The sequence below is a fragment of the Kitasatospora sp. NPDC088160 genome (assembly GCF_044741445.1).
GTDB lineage: Bacteria > Actinomycetota > Actinomycetes > Streptomycetales > Streptomycetaceae > Kitasatospora.
This window is the reverse complement of record NZ_JBIUSS010000021.1, coordinates 170,068-183,782: the sequence shown is the minus strand read 5'-3', so window position 1 is coordinate 183,782 and position 13,715 is coordinate 170,068. Positions and strand designations below refer to the sequence as shown.

Genomic DNA, 13,715 nt, shown 5'->3' with positions numbered 1-13,715 from the left:
TCGACCGGAACCCGGAGGCCCTGGTCCGCGAGTGGTTCAGTCTCCGGCTCGGTGTGTACGGGGCCGATGTGGCCGATCGCGACACGATCGCCGAAGCCGTCGATCAGTTCCTTGAGAGGTGCTGCTGCCGCGACTGATTCTCCGGCGGGGGTGTGGTCCGGCGCCGGCGGTTCGGTGGTATCAGCAGCGGCGGTCGTCACCGCCTGATCGTCGTGGTGGTTCTGGCCTTCGATGATCGGTGTGGGGTTGCCCTCTGGCAAGCGGTACAGGGTTCGGAGGTTGGAGAGTGATTCCCGGGCGTTTTGCCGGACGACAGGATCGGGGTGGCTCTCGGCGATCTCTGTCCACTTGGCGATCTGCCGGTGGCCGTAGTCGAGTTCCCCGGCACGGGCGTCGGCGGATCGGCGTCGATGCTCCACCCCGTTGGGGAGAAATGGAAGGACCCGACGATCCTGCTCCTCTTCAGACCATGCCCGGAGCTGGCGTCGCTCGCCGCGGATCCGGTGCATCGCCGTGTCATCGTCAAGCAGCAGGTCGGGACGTATGTCCGCGAAAGCGAGCACTGTGTGGCCGTCGGCGGTGGCCTGGACGACCGGCGCGCCGACGGAAAGGAATCCGGCTCCGGCGAGCACTCGAACATGCTCGGCCCGTACCTTCGACTTGCCGTTGCGCCAGTAGTAGCTTCCATCGAAGCTCACCTCGCCAGCCGCCGCCCAGCGCACAACGTCGGCCATCCGATGGGACCAGTGCAGGTCGGACAGGACTGATGCTGCACCCTGATCCTGTTCTGCACCATGCACCGTGCCTCGGGCGGTGGGCGGCTCGTCTGCCGCCGCTGGGATCGGTGCTGCGGTCACCGTCTGGGCAGGCTGGGTCCGGGCGGCCTGCTGCTGGACGATGCGGGGCAGGTCCCTCTGGCTGACCTGAGCGGCGGCCGCCAATTCTGTGACCAGATCGGGAATGTCGGCCGAGTCGGTCGCTCCAGTCGCTTCGGTCGCTGCCTGGGACTCGGCAGTTTGGGGCACTGGCGAAGTGCGGGGGTCGCGTACATGGTCGGCCCATGCCGCGGCGTCGGCGGCCAGATCGGTGTACGCGGCCTGCAGGTCGGCGTCGCCCATGGACTGCGCGGCTCCGACGATGGCGGACGCTGCGACGTTCACGGCGTCGAGACGATCGGCCAGTTGCTGGCTGTCGAGCGGCCGCTCCAGTGCTGAACTGACTGCGGTGCTCGCGGCGTCGATCAGCGCGTTCATGCGGGTGGTGAGGATGAAGGCCGCCCGTGGACCCTGCCGCTGGCGAAGGTAGGCGCGGGCGGCCCGGCGGGCGAGCTGGTCGGCGCTGTACGCGTGGTCGCCTTCTGCCTGACGCATCGCCCCATGTCGGCGCAGTACTCCTGGCACGGTCTCCGTGACGATGATGTCGCCGCGGCTGCCTTCGATGGTGATCTCGCCCGTGTCGCTGTGCGTGGTCGAGATCAGGGTCAGCGGCTGCGACCAGTCGACCGCGCGCCCACCGCCTGCGCCGGGCGGCAGGCTCTCGCGGACCGGGAGGCGCAGTACCGCGCCGGACTCGAGGTCGTCGAATGCGCTGGGCCGCCAGCCGGCCGGGGCTCGGTCGGCCGCCCGATCGGCGCGCTCGTAGGCCGCGCTCCGTGCGGCCTGGCGCGTCTTGTGCTCGCTGTGGGGGTTACCGTCTCGGTCGAGGGACAGGAAGCGTCTGCCGTCCTTGGCCGTCGCACCGAGCGCCGCTCCGTCCTCGTCCAGCACGAGATTCTTGCGGCCAGCTGGTGTGCGCTGGTGGCTGGATCGTTCGGCGCGCTGTTGTTCTTTTGCTCGTCGGAGGGTGTGGCGGCGCGCCAGACTGTCGCTCAGCGCGGCTTTGCGCGCGGCCACGTACACGGCGTGGCCTGGCTCTGCCGGTGGCAGGTCGAGTTGCGCGAGTTCGTCCTGGATCTGCTGGTCTGTCAGGTCGGTAACGGGGCCGGTCAGCGGCCGGGCGGTGCTCGGGGTGGGGTCGGACGCGTCGGCGATGGTGAAGAGGTGGTTGCCGCGGCGCACCGCCCACAGGTTCGCGTAGGTGTCCGGCTCGTTGCCGAAAGTGTGCAGGTTGTCGCTGTTGACGGCGGTGACGCGGCGCCACCAGGGGGTCGAGCCAGCGAGGATTTCGTCGCCGACCTTCAGCTCGATGGGTGACCACCGGGTCTTGCGGTGCGTCATGTCGGTGCCCTGGAGGGCTTGGCGCTGGTCGGGCCAGAGTTCGGGTGCGGTGGTGTTGGCCGGGCCGGGCGGTGTGTGCGGGTCCTGGCGGACGGCGATGGTGCGGCCGCGCTCCAGCATCGCCGTCACGAACAGGCTGGTCTTGTAGAGACTGGTAGAGCGGGAGGTGTTGCTGGTCTGGACGTGGACTTCGCGGCTGGGGGCCCAGGTGAACTGGGTGTCCTCGCGGGCAGCCTGGGCTTCGTCGTCGCCCTGTTTGGGCACTCCGTGGAGTTCGGCGGTGGGGCCGGTGTGGTCGATCCAGACGGTCTCGACGGGGCGGGGCTGGTCGAAGTCGACGTCGGCGGAGATGGTCCGGTGGCGCTGGGCGATCTTGGCGGCGGTCGCGCCGGGGGTGCGCTCGCCGCGCACACTGTTGCGGGAGCCGGTGACCGAGCCCATCCACAGAGTCGCCCCGCTGACGGGTGCGGTCGCGCGGCCGATGACGCGCTCGCCGACCCCGATGGTGATCGAGGAACGGCGGACGGGTTGGTCGTCGGCGTAGGGGTCGGAGGCTGGCTCGGGATCGTGGCGCCACCAGTATCCCGGGTGGCCGGGGACTGTGGTGGCGCCGTCCGGCACCGTAGGAGCCGCGTCAGCTGCGGGGGGCTCCGGGTCGGGCGGCTGGCGGTCCGTCGTCACCGGCCCGGCATCACGGGCCCCCGGGAGTGTGCCGTGGCTGTCGGCGACGGGCGCCCCGGCTTGGGCCTCGGTAGTGGGTGCCAGGACCTCATCGTCCGGCCCCATGGCGGGCAGGCGGTCCGGCGCAGCCGCTGCGGGCGCAGTGCCGGGCTGCCGGGCGCCCGGGTCGCCCACGAGGGTCCGGTCGATGGGCGCGGGAACGGCGGGCCGGCGGACGTCCTGTTCCACCGTGCCGAGCTTGGGGCGAAAGCCCTCCTTGGCCGACTTCCCGCTGAGATGGGCGGCGATGGAGCGTTCGGAGTTGTAGGTGTGGCTGCCGTTCCTCAATTCCCAGGTGAGGCTGTAGCTGCGCCGTCCTGCCTCGGTGTGGGCCTCCAGGCTGACGTCGTAGCTGTCGGAGTACCGCTTGCGGTTCCAGCGGCCCTCGGCGGCCCAGCCGTTGGCGAGCGCGGTGGCGATGATTTCTCCGGCCCGACCCGGTGCTGGTTCGACGAGCGGCTGGTCCTGGTCTGGTTCCGGTGAAGGGCCGTCGGATCCGGGCTGTGGCATGGCGGCAGTCTCGGCGCCGGCGTCGTCCTCGGAACTCGGTCCGGGTACCGGGGAAGCAGTCGCCCGGGCCGCGGGTTCGGCCGGTGCCGGTGCCGCCGGCTGTGCCGGGCCGGACTGTGCGGCGGAGGCGGCGATCCTCGACACGGTGTCGTGGAAGTAGTGGCGCATCGCCAAACGAAACTCCCGCAGGTCGTCCGGCGAGGTCAGGGCGGCGGCGAAGGGGGCGGTACCGGCACGTTCGGTAAGCCAGGCGTCCAGTCGGCCCGGCAGATCGAGATCACCAGCGGTTCCGTTGAAGTGCCGTACCGCCTCCTTGAGTAGGCTGATGGCCTCGTCCTCGAGTCCGGCGAGGGCCGCTGGCAAAGCGTCGGGCAGGAGGGTGCTCATCACCTCGCCGGCGGGACCGGAGGTGATCACGTTTCCCTTGACGGTCCGGGTGGTCTTGCTTCCTGCGATGCTGTCGACGAGTTCGTTGAGGAGCCGCCCCGACTCGTCGTACACGGTGCCATCGGCACTGGTATAGGTGTACCACCGGTCCGGCAGGAATGCGGCACCTGGCTGTCCGTCGGTAGCGGCGTCGGGAGTGCGCTGCCGTTCTGCGTGGTCGACGGCTTCACGTGCGGCCTGGTCGATGTCGGTAAGGACTTCGCCTACTTGCTCGCCATCGATTTTGACCTGCCACCCGGGTTGGAGATAGCGGTTGAGGTCGACGGTTGCCCGCTTGCGGGAGCCGTCGGCCGTCGTGGTCCTCGCCGGCCTCTGCCCTGCGTCGCCGCCGTCAGCGGGAGTCGGCGTCGGGCGGTCTGTGGGCTCGGCCGTGGTCGTGCCGTGCTGGGAGGCGGCCCGGTCGCGGGTGCGGCGGTCTTCGTGGCGCTGCTGGTCTTCGTGCGCTCGGCGGATGGTGAGGGTGAGCCTGACGATGTGGCTCTCGGTTTCGCTCAGGAGCTGCTGGGCCAGCGCGTTCGCTGCGTCGTCTGCCTGCGCCGTCGCGAGCTCCCGGGTGAGCTGGCCTGTCGACCCGAGGGCACGCAGGTACGCGTCCATGACGGTGGAATGGTTCGGTTTGTCGGCGGTGGCTTCCCGGTGCGCCTGCTCCCAGTTGGCCTGGAACTCGGCCACGGCATCGTCGCGCCGCGGCCAAGCACGGGCGTGCCTGGGAAGAGCACTGGCAAGCTGCTGGTGGAGTTCGGCCAGTCGGGCGGCGGCTTGCAGTAGGCCCTCGCCGCTGTACGGTCCGGCGACGAGCGGGTCGCTCGCGATGGCGGACGTGCTGGTGGTCGGGCCAGGCTCTGCCACCGCTGCTGGCTCGTACGGCTCGGAGGATGCCTGCTCCTGGTCGGTGTCCGGCGCGGGGTCTGTGAAGGCGCGCTCCCAGGCGCCTTCACGTTCGACGGTCGCGGTAATGCGGGAGGACAGGAGCGTGGCGTACTGGGTAAGGGTGCGCAGGTGAGGCAGCGCGACCGGCGCCCTGTACTGCTCGCGCTCCAGGTTGCGGGACAGCTGGATTGCCGCGGTGGCGAGGTGGCGGCAGCGCTCGGCGACATCCTGGGCGGGGTGGACGAAAGGGTCGAGGCTGCTGCCGACAGGTCCTTGGCGCAGGTCTTCGATGGCCTGCCATACGGCCTCGCCGTCGGCCCTGGCACCCCGGCCGGTGGTGAGCAGCTTCCTGCCGGCGGGTGTCTCCTTCAGTTGCCACAGGCCGCCGAACATCGCTTCGAAGTCGTGGGTGGCTTCCTGCTTCGAGGTGTAGGGCTGCCCGTCGGGGATGGTGATGTCGTTGTCCCGGGGGAGCTCGGGCGCCTCGGTGATGGTGTGGACGGCGCGCTGGAGGTTCTGGAGGGCGAAGATGACGTTGCGGACGCGGTTGTCCCGGTTGCTGAAGGTCGTACGGGGCGGCAGCGCCCAGGTACCTGGTGTGGTGGTGGGCTTGAATCCCTGGCGTTCCAGGACGGTGAGGACTGCGGCGTCGGCCTCGCTGTCGCTGATGCCTCGCACCGTGCTGGTGCGGTAGTGGTGCTCGATCTCGATGACGGTCGCGGCTGGGGCCGGCGTGGTGGCCGGCTCCGGGCTGGCGGCGGCGGTGACGACGGGTGTGGGGGCCTGGGTGTCGCCTCGGTCAGTGAGGGCTGCGAGGATCTCCGCCGCGGAGGCAGGGTCCTTCGTGGAGGCCCTGCTGCTGGCCGCGTGGCCATAGGCGGAGCGGATCAGGTGTGAGAGGAGCTTGCGATCGTCGCGGCTGCGGTAGGCGGTCTCCGGCAGGCTCAAGGCCAACGCGTAGGAGGCGTGGGCGAGGTTCGCGCTATGGCGGACCAGGTCGTCGAGGGTGCCGTCCGCAGCGGTCGCCCACAGTGCCTGATGTGAGGCCTCGCGTAGGTTTTCGTGCGCCTTGGCGGCGGTGGGTCCGCCGGTAGCCTGGTCGTTGGTGCCACTGCCGAGGCGTGTTGCGGTCGCGGTGCTCATCCACGCCTCCAGTGCGGCCGTCAGATCGCGCGTCCCGTTTTGGAACGGCTGATCCGGGCCGTAGGGGTCGGCGTTCGCTGCGGCGATCTGGTGGGCGGCGAGGCTGCGCTGGTGTTCGTATGCGTGCCGGGCGACGTTTCGGAGGATTTCGCTGCTGGCCGGCTGGTCGGCGTCGGAGGCAGCTTCGAGGGCGAGGCCCGCCACCTCGAGCCACTCGGTGATCGCCCGACCGAGGAGGGTGTCCGGGGTCTGCCGCAGGTCCCACATCGCGGTGCGCAGCCGCTGGGTGGCTGGGCTGCCGCCCGAGGTGTGGGTGTCGGGCCAGCGGTCGTAGGTCTCGAAGACGATGGAGCGGGCGTAGTAGAGGTGGCCGCTGTCGGCGTAGAAGGTCGGCCTTTCCTTCAACGGGTCGGTGCGTGCTTGGACGGCCCATGAGTCGGGGTCGAGGCTGGCTGCGTCGAGGAGCAGGTCGTAGAGGCCTCGGGTGGCGTGCAGTCGGGCAATGTGACGGTGGGTGCGCTCGGCCAGTCGCTGCGCCGGGTCGGTGGTTGCCGGGATGCCGGTGTCGGCGAGGCGCTCGGCGGCCTGGGCGAGGCTGTCGTAGGCGGCGAAGACGTTGTTGGGGAGGTGCTGGTCACTGGTGGCGGCCGTGTCGATCGCCGCGGTGGTGTCGGTGAGTGTCGCGGCGGCCTCGGGAGTGAGGGTGTGGGCCTGTGCCAGGGTGATGGCGGTCCGGAGCTCGTCAGCGGTCGCGCGGACCAGCTCTCGGCCTGCCGCGGCCTCACCGGCGTCGCCGTAGTGCCCGAGGAGTGCGGCGAGGTTCCTGGCCCGTGGGAGTGCGGATCCGGCCGTCTCTTCAGTGGTCAACGGGTAGGGGATCGCGTTCTCGGCCTCGGGGGCGCTGTCGGATGCGTGGCTACTGGGGGAAGGGTCTGGGTTGGCGGGGGCAGAGGTGGGTGATGCCGGTGCGATGTCGTAGCGGGTGCCGTCGGGCCAGGTGAGTGAGATCCCGTGCGGGTGCGCGCCCAGTGCGGCGCCGTCAGCGATCAACTGCTGGAGGGTCGTATGCAGGTCAGTACCGTCGGCTGGTTCGCTGCGGACACCGTCGCCGCCGGTGACCGTGTAGTGGGTGAAGCCCGACAGGTCCGGGGCTACTGGCATTTCTTCCGCCAGGGCGTTGATCGGCTCCGGGGTGTCCAGCCAGGCCTGGACGACTTCAATCCGAGGGTTGTCGACGGTCGTGAGGTAGCGGTCGGCGTGCTCGCGCACGGCCTTGACCATGTCCCAGGTGGCGGAGACGGTCCGGCTTTCCCGGGCTTCGCGGTCCCACTGGTTGCCGACGCTGCGAGCCCTGTCCGCAAGGTCCTGGATGAGCCGCACGTCGAGCAGAGCGGGGAGGTGCAGCAGGCGGGCGCGCCGGGCTCGGGCACTCTCGGCGATGACCCGCTGTCCGGCTTCCGCAAGTGCCTGTTCCTGCGGGGTGCCGTCGGCGAGGCGGGGCCCGAACTGGTTGGCCCAGGCCCGGTAGGTGTCCAGCATGGCCTGCTCGGCGGCCCAGTGCTCGGCCCGGTCCGAGTATGGCTGGACGGCTTCCCGGCCGGGGTGCCGGCCGGTGCGGGGAAAGCGGGGTGTCTTGGGGGCGGGTGTGGCTGACACGGGGGCGGCGGCCGCGGTGACCGGGGCCGGTGTCTCGGTGAGGTGGTTGCGTGCCGCGTAGACCAGCTCGCGGACAAGGTCATTCGGGTCTTTCTCCGCGTTGTCCGGCAGGTTCTGGAGGATGTCGAGGTAGGCCGTCGCCGCGTCAACGAGGTTCTGGGTCTGTGCCGTGGCGCGGAAGTCGGGGTGTCCTCCGGCGCGGGCCTCTTCCAGGTGCCGCTGGTTTTCGGCGGCCCATTCGTCACCCGTGGCGAGGAGCTGCCGGAAGGCGGTGTCCTCGGGGGTTGTGGCGTCCGCGGGCGTCTGCTCTTCGCGGGAGATGTCGCGAACGCGGTAGCCGTTGGCGCGGTACCACTCGAAGTACGCATCGCGCAGTTCCCGGGCACTGTCCCGGGCGGCGTCCGGTCCGGCTGCCGGCTGTGTCTGGGCCGGGGTCTGGGTCTGGTCGTCGTCGTGCACCTGGCCGGCCTGGCTGGCGATCTCCGCGTCGATCTGTGCCTGGTTGGCGCGGGCGCGGAGCAACTTATCGTGTTTGCCGAAGGGCTGGTCTACGAGTTTGGTCGCGCGCTCGGCCTCCATTTTGAGTTCATCGACGACCGCGATGTGGAGGGAGTGGAGGCCGTCGAGCTTCTCGATGTGGTTCTCCAGCCTGGCGATCAGGCCGAGGGGCGGCTTGGGCTCGCTCAGGAAGTCGCTGGCGTCGTCGATCACGAAGGTGGCTTGAGCGATGTGGCTGAGGCCTTCGATCGTGAACTGGATGTAGTTGTGGAAGCCGTCGATGCGCGCCTGGATGTCCTGGCCACCGAGGGTCGCCACACGTTCGAAGCGACTGTTGCGCATGCCGCGCGAATGGCGCTGGATGAGGGCAAGCTGGGTTCGCAGTGCTGTGGCGGCGTCGGTCCGCTTGGTGTGCACGGTACCGTCGGGTGTCTCCAGGCTGAAGGCCGTGCCCGTGGTGTCGGTACGCACGGCGGCAGCGCGTCCGACGAGTTCGGCGCGCTTCTCGGCTGCTGCGACGGTGGCGTCCCTGCTGTCGACGACGTTGCGCAGGTGGTTGTTGGTGCGCTTCCAGCTGCTGTAGGCGGACTCGAGTTGGCGGAGTTCCTCGTCCGCGTGCATCTTCTTCAGCAGGAGGGGGTTGCCGGTGGCGATGGCTTTGATCTCGCCGAACTCCAGGTAGTCCTTGCCGAGGTCGCCGTCGAGGGGGGCCTGGTCCTGTTCCTCGAGCTCGCGGCCGGTGCGGATCTGGTCGGTGAAGCGGGCCTTGCGCTCGACGGTCTGCCACATGAAGGAGTCGAACGAGCCCTCCTTGACCCAGCGGTACACGCCGACGGGGATGCCGAGCTTGAAGTGCTGGTTGAACTGCCGAACGATCCGGCCCTCGCGCTGGGTGACGTCGCTGGGGCGCCACGGGCAGTCGATGTGATGGAGTGCGATGGCGCGGTCCTGCACGTTGACGCCGACGCCCATCGTCTCGGTGCTGCCGATCAGCACGGAGATCTTGCCGTTGCGGGCGTCCGCGAAGAGCTGCTCTTTCTCCTCTGCGGTCTTGGCTTCCTGGACGTAGCGGATGCGGTCGGCGGGGACGCCACGGTCGATCAGCTGGTCGCGCAGGTAGTCGTAGGCGATGAACTTGCCGAGCTTGCGGTTGTCGTCCGAGGCGGTGCCGCGGTCGGCGAATACGAGCTGCAGGGCGCCCGGAATGGGGCTTGGGTCGCCCTGCCGGTTGGTGTAGCGGCGGTCTTTGTACGCGTGGTGGATGGCTGCGATGCGTTCGGCGGCGGCGTCGAGCTTGCCTGGTCCGTCAGGTTTGCGGTCGACCATGCGCAGGTCCATGGCCGCCATCCGGCCGTCGTTGGAGATCTTGAGGAGGTTGTCCTCGGACGGTTCGACATTGCCGGCGCGGACCTCCTCCGCCCGGGCGGCGATCTCGTCCATGAAGTCGCGGTCGGCGTGGGTGGCTGGCACGACGATCGTCTCGTTGGTGCTGTCGGGTCGGGGGAGGTTGACGTCTCTTGCGGTCTTGACGTCCGCGACCAGCTTCCACAGTTGGTGGAACTGCATCGCGTTCATGAAGGCGCCGATGCGTTCCTTGATGCGGGGCGTGCCCTCGGGTGAGACCTCCGGGGCCATAGTCTCCCGCAGGTACTGCGCCTGGAAGGAGCTGAATGCTCCCAGTTCGGCCTGCGCGAGCAGGTCCGGGCGGAACAGGTCAATCATGACGAACGCCTGGGACATGGCGTTGGGAAACGGTGTGCCGGTGGAGCCGAGGCCAACTTTCGGGCCGTGGGCCCGGGCCAGGGCCCGCAGTTTGGCCTTGAGGTCGCGGGCCTGGCCGGAGACGGTCAGGGCCAGTTCGCTGTTGTTGGCGCCGACGTCTCCGTTGGCGTAGTCCTGGACCTCGTCGACGGCGATGAAGTCGATGCCGCTCTGCTCGAAGCTGATGCCGGTGGAGGAGGTCTTGGTGAGCACACGCTGGGCTCGCTGGGTGTGCCTCTTGAGATCGCCCTGGAGCTTCTTGACGGTGTCGCGCAGCGTCGCGTTGGGGCGGGTGCCTTCGGTGGCGTGTGCGGCGACCGTGTCGAGGGCGTCGGCGGTGAGCGGGTCGCCGCCGGGGTTAAGGACTGGGTCCAGGGCGGCGTCGCTGCCGGTGATCACCTTGTGGATCCGGGCCCGGTACTCGGCGGTCTGGTCGGCGACGTACTGCTGCTGGCCGAGGCCGGACAGGGGGATCCGCTTGAAGAGGCTCTGCGGCAGGATGACCGCGTCCCAGTCGCCGTTGGCGATCTGAGCGATGTAGGTGGCGGCGGTGTCCTTGTCGAAGTCGGCGCTGTCGATGGCGAGGACCCGGGCCTTGGGGTAGGCCTTGAGAAAGTCGTTGCGGAAGCCGTTGACTGTCGCGTTCTTCACCACGATGCAGGGTTTGCGGACCATTCCGAGGCGGCGCATCTCCATGAGGGTCATGGCGATGGTGAGGGTCTTGCCGAAGCCGACCTCGTAGTCGAAGAAGGCTCCGCCGGTCTCGACGAGGGCGCGGGCGACGCCGGCTCGCTGGTGTGGGCGCGGTGGCATCGCGTCGGAGATTCCGGGGAAGGTGAGGTGGCTGCCGTCGCCCTGGTACGGGGCGCAGGAGTTGAAGAGCCGGTTGTAGTTGGCGAGGACTTCGCGGGTCCGGTCGGGGTCCTGCCACAGCCAGTCCCCAAACAGTCGGTCGAGCTCGTCGGCCTTCGCCACGACCTGCTCGGTCTGGTTGGCTGCCCAGATCTTGCCGTTCCTGATCTCCTCCGGGCTGGTGTCCTCCTTGGGCTTGGGCGGGTGGACGACCAGGGAGGAGCGACGCAGCATCCGTTTGAACAGGTCGACGGCGTCGCGCTTCTCGGTGCCGTAGACCTTCGTGGCGGCCCTGGACTCACGCACTCTCTTCGGCGCGTCGACGTCCCAGTCGGCGCCGGATTCGCGGGTGACGGTGAGGTACTTGGTCTGCAGGAGCTGCTGGAGGAAGTCCTGGTAGAACTTCGGGTCGATCCAGGTGGCACCGATGCGGATGTCGTCGATGTCGCCGGGCTGCTTGTCCGGGGGAAGCACGTTGCGCAGTGCGGTGACGTTGGCCTGCAAGGGATGATGGCCGCGCAGGTCGTCGGAGACCATGTGCAGGACGTTCTGCGCGGCTTCGAGCTTGTTGCGGACGTTGCCCGACAGGTAGGTGGGGGCGTGGATCAGGCGCTGGGTGCCGGGCTCGTTGTAGACGAGGTCGCCGAGGGCGTCGCGGGTCTGTTCGAGGGAGTCCAGCGACAGGAGCCGGGCGATCTCGCTGAGCCGGACCTCTCCGAAGGTGTTGAGGCTGATGGCCAGGGCGTCCTGGGGGGTTTCGGCCGTGGTTCGTTCGATCTCCGGTTTGGTGACCGCGCGGGTGAAGATCGCGTCCTTGCTGGCGGTCTCGGTGTCCGGGTCGTAGATCTCCAGGGCGTACACGCCGGCGGCGTACGGGTCGGTGCGGAATGAGCCGTGGGCGGTGCGGCGGTCGCGCCGGGCCTCGCGCTTGTTGATCGGCCCGTAGGCCGCGGTGTGGGTGTCGTAGCGGTAGTTGAGTTGGGCGCGCAGGGTCGAGATCTGCTCGGTGTCGCCGGTGGACTCGGCGCTGAGGAGTTCGACGTAGGTGTCGCGCAGCCGTAGCAGGGAGCGCAGTTCCTCGGCCGCGTTCTTGTGGACCGGCCGTTCGGTGATCTCGTGGCCGACGAGTTGGAGGAACGTTCCGTCGCCCTGGTCGATCAGGGTGCCCTGGAAGCGTTGGAGGTCGTCTCCGAACATCTCGTGCGCACGGTGCATCCGCTGGGCCTGTGCCTCGACAGCGGCGCGCTGGCGGGTGTCGGGGCTGGCACTCATGGTCAGGCCGCTCTCGCGGGCGTGTGTGGTGATGGAGGCCAGGGCTTTGGTGAGTGCGTCGGCCGTGTCGGCGCCCGGGCGGGGGCGCACGGTGACCTCCTTGGCGGAGAACCTGCCGCTGGTCAGGACGTGACGGCCGAGGACCATCTCAGGGTGTTTGACGAAGTAGCTGTTGACGAGCACGCCGGTGTCGGCGTCGACGGGGACCTGGGCGAGGCCAATCCAGTCCGGGGGTACCTCGGGCGGCTCGTCGCGGCGGCGCAGGATCAGCAGGTCGGTGACGACCTCGGTGCCGGCGGCCTTGCGGTGGGCTCCGGCCGGCAGGCGGACCGCACCCACCAGGTCGGCTCGGTTGGAGATCTCCAGGCGTGCGGTCTTGCCGGTGCTGTCGAGTGTGTAGCGGCTGGTGAGCACCGCGACCAGCCCGCCCGGCCGCACGAGGTCGAGCGATTTGACGATGAAGTGGTTGTGGGTGGCCAGGCGCAGCGGGTTGTGGTTGGGGTCGTGGAGAGCGATCTCGTCGAAGGGGACGTTTCCCACGGCGCCGTCGTAGTAGCCGTCGGGCATCCGGGTGTCGACGAAGGATTCGGACCGGATCTCGGCGTCCGGGTAGAGGGCGGCGGCGATCTCGGCGGTGACCGGGTCGAGCTCGATGCCGGTCATGTGGACGCCGTCTGGCGCGAAGGCGATGAAGTTGCCGCTGCCGCAGCCGGGTTCAGCGAAGCGGAGCTTCTTGTCGCTTAGGACCGTCGGTACACCTAGGGCCCTGAGCGCGGCCCAGATCGGCTGGACCAGGGCCGCATCCGTGAAGTGGGCGTTGCGGGTGGTGGCCTCGGCCGCGTTCCATTCCTCCTCGGTGAGCAGGCCGCGCAGTTCGGCCCGCAGGCCGGCGAAGTCCTTCTGGCGGGGGTCGAAGACGGCCGGGACCGCGCCCCAGGAACTCCAATGGGCCAGCACCGCCTGCTCGGCCTCGGTGGCTGGCCGGTCGTCCTCGCGCAGCCGGTGCAGTACGCGAATCGCGGCGATGTTCGCCCGGATCCGGGCGAGGGGTCCGGAGGGGGCGAGGTCGTCCTGGCCTTGCGGGCGAAAGCGCGGCCGGCCGACCGGTGCCGTCGGCGCGCGGCGGGACGCCGACACCACCTGGTTCAGGTCGATGTCGTACGGTTCGTCGTCCCTGTCGGTGTCCTGCACCATGAGGTCGTGGCCGTCGATGGAGACGACGACCGCTTCGATGGTGTCGTCGCTGCTGGGCAGGTACTCGGGCCGGTCGGCCAGGTGCTCGATCAGGTCGCCGGCGCGCAGGTCGTCGAGGGCGACGGGAACGTCGTCCTCGGGTTCGCTCGCGGAAGGCGCCGGACCGAGCTGGATGGCGTCGAAGGCCGGCGGAGGCGGGGACGAGAGTGCTTCGGCGGTCAGCCGGTGCTCGGCGGCCAGCAGTTCCGGGTCCGTGCCGCCGTCGTCGGTCATGGCGACAGGCGGTAGTCCCCCGAACTGCTGGGCCTCTACGAGTCGGTCGAACAGGTCCTCGGCCCACTCGGTGTGGGTCAACTGGCGAGGCGAGGCGATCTCGTGGACGGTGTCGTCCTCGTTGACCCTGATCAGCACGTGTCGCCCGACCTCGTCGGAGCCGGCGGTGGGCGAGTCGGGGTCGACGACGTAGAGCCGGTACTGCCACAGGCTGTCCGCCCAGTTCGTCTGGGCGCGCAGGTGGATCGCGCCGCTCGCGGCCTCGTTCTCCAGTTCACTGAGCTGACGAGGTGTCTGGTACAT

1 protein-coding gene (running past one end of the window) is annotated in these 13,715 nt (G+C 69.4%); it reads right to left on the bottom strand.

Translation table 11 applies throughout. The annotated features are described in order from the left end of the window. A protein-coding gene (locus ACIOGZ_RS30115; RefSeq protein ID WP_400988415.1) for a DUF6349 family protein crosses the window boundary here: on the bottom strand, positions 1-13,715 show its beginning. The gene continues 23,899 nt to the left of window position 1, outside the view; the window shows 13,715 of its 37,614 coding nt (coding positions 1-13,715); the start codon lies at positions 13,713-13,715; its stop codon lies beyond the left edge, outside the window.